Annotated in this window: 5 protein-coding genes; 3 read left to right on the top strand and 2 right to left on the bottom strand. The window is 30.3% G+C overall.

The genetic code is table 11. The features are described 5' to 3' along the window. Positions 1 to 297 precede the first annotated feature (297 nt). Both VDP25_RS16575 and murQ read right to left on the bottom strand, forming a co-directional pair. Positions 298 to 537, bottom strand: a complete 240-nt coding sequence (locus VDP25_RS16575; protein WP_215929010.1) for a DUF6095 family protein — start codon at positions 535 to 537, stop codon at positions 298 to 300. Continuing rightward, positions 524 to 1,336, bottom strand: a complete 813-nt coding sequence (murQ, locus tag VDP25_RS16570; RefSeq protein ID WP_334471621.1) for an N-acetylmuramic acid 6-phosphate etherase — start codon at positions 1,334 to 1,336, stop codon at positions 524 to 526. Before murQ ends, VDP25_RS16575 begins: the two co-directional genes overlap by 14 nt. A gap of 323 nt (positions 1,337 to 1,659) precedes the next feature. Between murQ and VDP25_RS16565 the strand changes: the two genes are divergently transcribed. From VDP25_RS16565 to VDP25_RS16555, 3 genes are all read left to right on the top strand, one after another. Then, positions 1,660 to 4,689, top strand: coding sequence for a T9SS type A sorting domain-containing protein (locus VDP25_RS16565; RefSeq protein WP_334471620.1), 3,030 nt, complete (start codon positions 1,660 to 1,662; stop codon positions 4,687 to 4,689). A 265-nt stretch (positions 4,690 to 4,954) separates the two neighbouring features. Next, positions 4,955 to 6,538: a helix-turn-helix domain-containing protein gene (locus tag VDP25_RS16560; protein ID WP_334471618.1), complete on the top strand. Its 1,584-nt coding sequence runs from the start codon at positions 4,955 to 4,957 to the stop codon at positions 6,536 to 6,538. Further along, positions 6,539 to 7,696, top strand: coding sequence for a tetratricopeptide repeat protein (locus VDP25_RS16555; RefSeq protein WP_334471616.1), 1,158 nt, complete (start codon positions 6,539 to 6,541; stop codon positions 7,694 to 7,696). Positions 7,697 to 7,719: the final 23 nt, after the last annotated feature.

The following is a 7,719-nucleotide window of genomic DNA, read 5'->3' as shown; positions in this document are numbered from 1 at the left end:
CGCCGCCTTTTTTGAAAACCCTTACTAGATATCTAGTAAGGGTTTTTTGTTTTAGAATCTATCGTGAAGTAAATCAATTAACCTTTTTTATTATCTTCATTCTTTATTTGGAATTGAATACTAGTTATAAATAAACCGGGCTGTTTATTATGAAATTAATTTTGAAATACAAAGGAAAAATCTATTAACTACTAAAGCTTTATTTTATTTACCTAAGCAAAAACCGTTTAATATTTTAGTTTTGAATTGAGATTTAGGTAGGTGACTTATAATATAATTCTTTAAAAAGAATAAATATTATTTTTTCTTTTTAAAGATACTATCTAGAATAGTGTTAATCCCTAGAAATAAGAAAAGAATAGCACCAATGCAGAGTATAAAGGCTATAATTAGAAGCGGTATATAAAGTGGTTTTTCGCTATTATCTAATGCTAAATGTAATAATGTCGGACCTGCGAACATGAGTCCTAAACAAATTCCTAATCGTTTTAACCCTTTCGCTAATAGGTCTCTGTCTGTTCTATTATTTTCGTCCATGGGTAATACTATCTCTTACATTTTTATGTTTACTTAATAATATCGCTGCTTCTGCTTCTGAAATGTTTAGTTCTGTCATAATCATTTTTGTAGCTCTATTGACTAATTTATCATTGCTAAGCTGCATATCTACCATTTTATTGCCTTTCACTTTACCTAGCTGGATCATTGCAGTTGTAGTAATCATATTAAGAACTAGTTTTTGAGCTGTACCAGCTTTCATTCTTGAACTTCCTGTTAAAAACTCAGGGCCTACAATAATTTCAATAGGAAATTGAGCAGTTAAAGATAAAGGGCTATTATGATTACAAGTAATACAACCTGTTATAATATTATGTTCATTGCTTTTTTCTAAGGCACTAATAACATATGGGGTTGTGCCTGAAGCAGCTATACCAATAACGATATCTTTATTAGAAATATGATGTGCTTGTAAATCTAACCAACCTTGACTAGTTGAATCTTCGGCATTTTCTACAGCTTTCCTTATAGCATTATCTCCGCCTGCAATCAAACCGATTACCAAGTCATGAGGTACACCAAATGTAGGTGGACATTCAGAAGCATCAAGAATACCTAATCTTCCGCTAGTACCAGCTCCTAAATAAAATAACCTTCCACCACTTTTGAGTTTAGAAACAACTTGGGCAATTAGTGCTTCTATTTGTGGCAATGCTTTTTCTACAGCTAAAGGAACCGTTTGATCTTCTTTATTTATAAGTGTTATAATCTCGTTAATTGACATTTTTTCGAGATCATTATAGTTTGAGTCTTGTTCAGTGGTTTTTATAAAATTCATGCCTTAAAGGTAAGAAATAATTTTGGCGGATTAGGAGCATAAATGATTGAAAAAAGGTTAAATATATTCGCTATTAAATTTCAAAAATTGAAGGATTAAACCAAAGTAATTGTGAGAAATCACATCAAAAATAGAAGGTTAGGCATGTTTTATAATAAATGTTAATTGTTTGATTTAAGTTGTTGTTATCTAGTGGTTTATTGGTTTTTTTTACTTTCAAATTTCGGTAAATGCCAAATATAGAATCTTTTTATGCATATGATCTTCTACTATCTTAGAAGTCTTTAATACATAGTATTTAACTAATCCAAAATTCAAAACCAATGAAAAAAATTACAATTTATTTAATGATGCTAATTAGTGTCTCTGCTTTTTCGCAAATTGAAATTGTTGACAATTTCAATTCTGAGTCAAGCGGATCTGCACCTACAAACTGGACAGGTGAGATGCAGACTACTGCTAGTTATATTTGTGATGGTGAAGGACTAAGCGCATGGTCCTTTTTGCCGGCAGGTAATACTGCTAGTATGGTATCACAGAATTACACTGGGATATCTAATGGAACAAATCTTACGGCTAACTTTTCTTATAATATTTTTGAGAGAACTAGTCAGTTTCCTGGAGCGCAAAATGTGAATCCAACTACAGATTGGGGAAGTTTAGTTTTTGAATATTCTACAGATGGTGGAACAACATGGACAAACATATCTACGATAGATGATTCTAATTACACTTTCACTGATGCTAGTACGTGTCAATCAGCGAGTGTTTCAGTGGGAACAATAGCAAGTGGAAGTGATTTTCAAGTACGATTTTTGTTTAATCTTGTGAATGTTGCAGGGTTTAGAACAATAGTAGTTATAGATAATATATCTATAACTCAAGAAGCAGATGCAATACCTAATTGTGATGCTGTATTATTATCTCCTTTAAATGGTGCAGATGATGCAGATACAGATGTTTCAATAACTTGGCAAGCAGCTACAGGTCTCGCTACAGGTTATACCGTTTCTGTAGGTACAACTTCAGGTGGTACAGATATTGTTAATGGAGTAATAACGACTGAAACAAGTTATGATTTAACAGGATTAAGTTATGTTACACCGTATTATGTAAACATTGTACCTTTTAATAGTATTGGTGATGCTATTGGTTGTAATGAAGAAAGCTTTACAACACGTTCGGCACCTTTAATAGGAGCTACGTGTAGTAGTCCAATAGTTGTTTCTTCTTTTCCCTATATAGAATCAAATGGTGATACAGCTAACTACGAAAATAATATTGATGTTAGTCCATGTAATAATACATATATGAAAGGTAATGATGTTTTTTATGAAATTACACCAACTACTGATATGTCAATTAATATAGAAGTTAATAGTATTCTTCCAGATACAGGTAATAGAGCAGGAGTACATGTTGTTCAAGGGTGTCCTGATGTTGCTACGGAATGTGTAGATTATATTGGGTCTTACTCAGGAGCTTCAAGAAGTTTATTAGATGTTGTATTATTATCAGGTAATACTTATTATGTCGTTCTAAGTTCTTCAAATGCAAATAGCACGTATGGATATAGTTTAATAATTACACAAAACAGTTGTATTAATCCAACACTAGGAGCATTAACTCCAATTGCAGATTGTGATAATGATGAATTCTCTGTAGATGTAGAGATTTCTTATTTAGGGAGTGCAACATCTTTAACCTTATCTGATGATTTTTCAGGTACATCTGACATTACTAATATTAGTTCTACAGGTATTGTAACAGCAGGACCATACCCAAGTGGTACAATTGTTAATTTCACATTAACTAACGATGGTGATGACGGATTATGTTCTTATACTAATTCTACATTCTTTTACTGTCCACCTTCAAATGATGATTGTGTTAATGCTATAGATTTAACAGCTACAATTAATTCAGATGACTCTTGTAGTTTATTTACAAGCGCAACTAATACAGGAGCTACAGAATCTATTGCAGATCCAAGTGCTTGTACATCATCTAACACTAATGATGTGTGGTTTAGTTTTACAGCTTCTTCTGAAATTATGATTTTAGAATATTTAAATGCAGAATCAGCTCCTGGTTTTCCAAATGGTGGAACTTTTCAATCAACAGAACTATTATCAGGAACTTGTGGGGCATTTACAAGCTTGTTATGTTCTTCTTCAGCATACGTCACTTTTAGTGGTTTAACAATTAATGAGACTTACTACATTAGGAGTAAAACTAATACAGGTAGCTCTCAGCAAAATTATGATATCTGTTTAAGAGAGGCACCAGTTGCACCAGCAAACGATGAGTGTTTAGATGCAGTAACTTTATTGGTACCTACAGTAGAAGGAGCTACAGAACTAGTTTCAGGTACGCTTGTTGGTTCAACCTTATCTTCAGATAATTCTTGTGACACTTCAAATGTTGGTGATGTTTGGTATGTGTTAAACCCTACTGTAACAGGTGTCTATGAGTTTTCTATTGCAGAGAACCCTACTTTACAAGATGGATCTGTTTCATATTCCATTTATGAAGGAACTTGTGGTGCCTTAGTCTCTAAAATACCCTCTTGTACTAACTCAAGTGAAATCATAACATTAAATATGGGATCTACTTATTATGCTATGGTTCAATCTAGCCAATCTTATCCTGGGATTACTTTTGATTTAGATATCACTAAATTACCAGATGCAGTTGCTAATAGTGATTGTGCATCATCAATTTCTATAATAGAATCTACTGATGAAACTGGTAATAATGCTATTTCTGGAAATATAAATGTTACTAGTATCGCTTATAATTCACCAGAAGGTTGTGAAAGTTCTTCTTCAGAATCTGTTTGGTATTCACTAACACCTCAGTATACAGGGACGTATCATTTTGACTTTACAAGAGTAAGTGGTAGTGCAAATTATACAGTATATAATACAGGTGATTGCTCGCAAACAACGAGTGCTGGTTATGTACCTGGCATTACAAGTTGTTCTAATAGTGGTTTAACACCAAAAACAGGAGATTTGGTAGCAGGAAACACATACCTAATTTTGATCCATTCTTCTAGTGCTGCAGAATACAGTTTCTTTGCGTATGCTGATGAATTGTTAAATGTTGATGCAAATGATTTTGAAACATTTAAGTATTACCCTAATCCAGTAAAAAATACATTAACTGTAGAGGCAAATAATGCAATATCACAAATTGGCATCTATAATATTGTTGGTCAGAAAGTAAAAGAGATGACTCCAAATACATTAACGACTTCAATTAATATGAATGAGTTAAATAAAGGAGTTTATTTTGTAACAATAATTATGAATAATTCTCAAAAGACCTTTAGAGTTATAAAGGAATAACTTTAGATCGTTGGATTAATAGCAGGAAGAGCAACATAAAATGTTGCTCTTTTTTTATAATTATATCACATCACATAATACTCAAAAGCGTTATTCTTATAATTGTGACTAGAAGATATACCTAAAGATTAAATATGCTTCTATGGTTTATCTAATAATTGTTCTTTTAGAAAGTTTATTATATTTACTAACTTACAATAATTATATACATACAATTTTAAATATTATAGTTCTTTGCGTTAAGAATTTGGGTTAGCGCACTAAAATGACACATAAAGATTCACGTTGTTATAAATATATACGCTCAATTAGTTTATGGGTAAGTCTTACATTGGCATGTTTTAGCTATTCACAAGAAAACGATCTCATTACTAAAGCACAAGAGTTAGTTTATTCAAACCCTGATGAATCACTCAAGATAGCAGAACACTTATTAAATACCAGTCAAGATTTAGAGCAGATAGTTGCTTCTAATCTTTTAATTGCTAGAGCTCAGATTATTAAGGGAGATTATCACGAATCTGTAATTCATGCTTTTGATAAAAATAATTTATCAGAATCAATTAGTGTGAATATACAAATAGAGTTAAATCTTCTAAAAGCACAACTTTTACGGCTTATTTATTTAGATAAACAGGCGCAGTACTTTATAGAAAAGGGAGAAAAACTATTAAAAAAAATGCCTCAAAGTGCCTATAAGGACTTAACACAATATTTAATAAAACTTGAGGAGATTAACACAAATATTGAGAGACGAAATAGCGAGAAAGCTATAACATTAATCGAAAATACTGAAAGTGAATTTAGAGCGTTTTTAAAAACAAACTCAACAGAAAAACGAGCAATACTTCTTGCTAAAGAAAGAGCTTATAATAATTTATCTAATTATGATTCTGCAGAAGTGTATATAGAAAAAACTTTAAATCTGATTAATGCATCTCAAATAAATAATCTCTATCAAAAAGCTTTAATTTATAAAGAATTAGGTTATTTACAATTACAGAAAAAAGAGTTCAGTAAAAGTGAAGAATCTCTTTTTATTGCTTCGAGATATGCAGAAATTATAGATAACCCTATACTTTTAATGGAGATTAATAGGGATTTATCTATTAACTATTTAGCTTCTGGTCAAAACATTAAACATAAGGTTTTTAATGACAAATATTTAACGTTAAATACAGAAGTAGAAAGAACAGAGCAATTGGCAGTGAATACATTATATACAATGCTCTCTAATCAAGAAGAAGATGATTTAATTGATGAAAGACAAACTCATAGTAATTATTTGTATTTATTAGTAGCAGGTTTTATAGGAGCACTGTTTATTGGAGGTTATGTGGTTTTAAAAGGTGAAGCGAGAAAAAAAAGACATAAAGAAATTATTAATTATTTGGAAGTCATTAGAAATAGTGATATTAAAACAAAACCTATAAAAAAAGCAAAACCAAAACGTATTGCTATACCAGAAGAAACAGAACAGCTAATTTTGTCTAAATTGAAGCGGTTTGAAACTTCAAAAAAATTTTTAAATAAAGATATTTCACTGGCTGTACTCGCAGGACAATTTGATACAAATACTAAATATTTGTCAGGTGTAATTAATAAACATTATGATGATAATTTTAACACATTTATAAATAAACTTCGTGTTAATTACATCATTGATAAATTAAAAAACGATTCCAATTATATAAATTATAAGATTAGTTTTCTTGCAGAAGAAAGTGGGTATTCCTCTCATAGTAGTTTTGCAACAGTTTTTAAATCTATAATAGGTATGTCGCCTGTGACCTTTATTAAGATGATTCAAAAAGAACGTGATCAATTAAAAAAGAAAACTACAAGTTAAATGAAAAAAAAGCATTTATATGGTTTTCTCATTTTGGTATTTAGTATGCCACTGTCTTCGTTTGCATTAAGTTTTAATCAAAATATAAAAAAAATTGATAGTGTCTTAGAAGCTAGTAGATTTAGAGTGTATGAAAACCCTAATGAAGCTATTGAATTAGGGCTGTCAGTTTATGAAAATTCAGATTATACTATAAAAACAAAGGTTAAAGCTTTAATGCTAATTTCTTTAGCTTATACTTCTAAAAGAAATTATCAAAAAGCATTAGAATATATAATTTTAGCCGATGAACTTTCAAAAACATTAAATGATAAGGTATTACAAATAGAAATCTTATTTAGAACAGGAATTTTATACCAACAACTTAAAATTTTTGATAAATCTATAGATTATTTAGAAAAAACAGAACAAATGGCTTTCTTATATCCAGATCGTGCGATTGTAAGCAAGTATATTGCTAATAGTTATACGGTAAAAGGTTTTATTTACAAGGATAACCTTAATTGTGATATTGCCTTAGAGTATTTTGACAAAGGTATTGCAGAGTATCAAAATGTAAAAAATGAAGAAGTAAATACCAATCTGAGTATTGTTTACTATAATAAGGGAAATTGCTATACTTTGCTTTCTCAATATGGTAATGCAAAAAACAGTTTTAATAGATCTATTGCCTTAGCCAAAGTCGTTCATGCCAATAGTCTTGTTGCATTTGCTAAAAAAGGCTTAGCATCTGTCTTTACAGAGCAAGGTGAATATCAGAAAGCTATAGATTATTTAGAGGAGGCTTTGGAGGAATCTAAAGAGGTAGGTGATCTTGTGTTAAATTCAGGTATTTATAATGGTTTATTAGAGAATTATTTGGCACTAAACCAATGGGAAGAATATCAAAAATATTATGAGCTTTACTCTAATAGCCAATTAGAAATAAAAAAAGCTGAACGAAATTCGGTAAGCGATTCATTAGATGACAATAATAATCGTAAAAATGAAAAACTTCAAGATCTTCAAAAACAGACCTTAAATAGGTTAAAACTATTTTCTTTATTTGTGTTACTTCTTTTTATTGGTGTGTTTTTTATCAATAAAAGAAATGGAAAAACAATAGCAATCTTAAAAAATAAAATAGAAGCCCTTCAAAATAAAAAAACAATTTCCTAAGTATTAATAAACTACATGGTAAT

It is taken from the genome of Winogradskyella sp. ECml5-4 (assembly GCF_036903175.1).
Taxonomy (GTDB): Bacteria; Bacteroidota; Bacteroidia; order Flavobacteriales; family Flavobacteriaceae; genus Winogradskyella; species Winogradskyella damuponensis.
Note: the sequence above shows the minus strand (reverse complement) of the source record. Positions and strands in the feature narration are given on the sequence as shown.

What these genes read in the sequence shown, in the direction of transcription:
- VDP25_RS16555 (WP_334471616.1), top strand. Translation starts at nt 6,539, where the DNA reads ATGAAAAAAAAGCATTTATATGGTTTTCTCATTTTGGTATTTAGTATG.
- VDP25_RS16565 (WP_334471620.1), top strand. Translation starts at nt 1,660, where the DNA reads ATGAAAAAAATTACAATTTATTTAATGATGCTAATTAGTGTCTCTGCT.
- VDP25_RS16560 (WP_334471618.1), top strand. Translation starts at nt 4,955, where the DNA reads ATGACACATAAAGATTCACGTTGTTATAAATATATACGCTCAATTAGT.
- VDP25_RS16575 (WP_215929010.1), bottom strand. Translation starts at nt 537, where the DNA reads ATGGACGAAAATAATAGAACAGACAGAGACCTATTAGCGAAAGGGTTA.
- murQ (WP_334471621.1), bottom strand. Translation starts at nt 1,336, where the DNA reads ATGAATTTTATAAAAACCACTGAACAAGACTCAAACTATAATGATCTC.